Source organism: Neisseria sp. P0009.S007 (assembly GCF_051962515.1).
Map to the genome: position 1 here is coordinate 1 of NZ_JBQCVF010001123.1, position 267 is coordinate 267.

At 55.4% G+C, this 267-nt stretch carries 1 protein-coding gene; it reads right to left on the minus strand.

Annotated elements, in window-relative coordinates; all coding sequences use genetic code 11:
• Positions 1–267 (minus strand): aldehyde dehydrogenase family protein (locus tag ACTHS3_RS17995; protein ID WP_440368783.1); only part of this gene is annotated, 267 nt, incomplete at both ends.

A 267-nucleotide genomic window follows, 5' to 3' on the forward strand; every position in this document is an offset into this window, starting at 1 on the left:
GGACGTAATATCGGATGAGCTCGACGGATTTATCCAGTTCGGCACGGCATTCATGCAAGCAGCGTCCGACTTCTTCGCAAACCATTTCCGCAAGCCGCTCTTTGTTTTGCGCCAAACGCTCGGCAAAAGCTTGCAGCAAAGCAGTCCGCCCGGTTACACCCAACCGCGCAAATACTTGCTGGCGCACCTTCAACGCTGCCAATTCTTGTGCAAACTCTGCATAACCCTGCGCAGGACGGCGGCAAAGGGTTTCGCCGGTATAGGCGT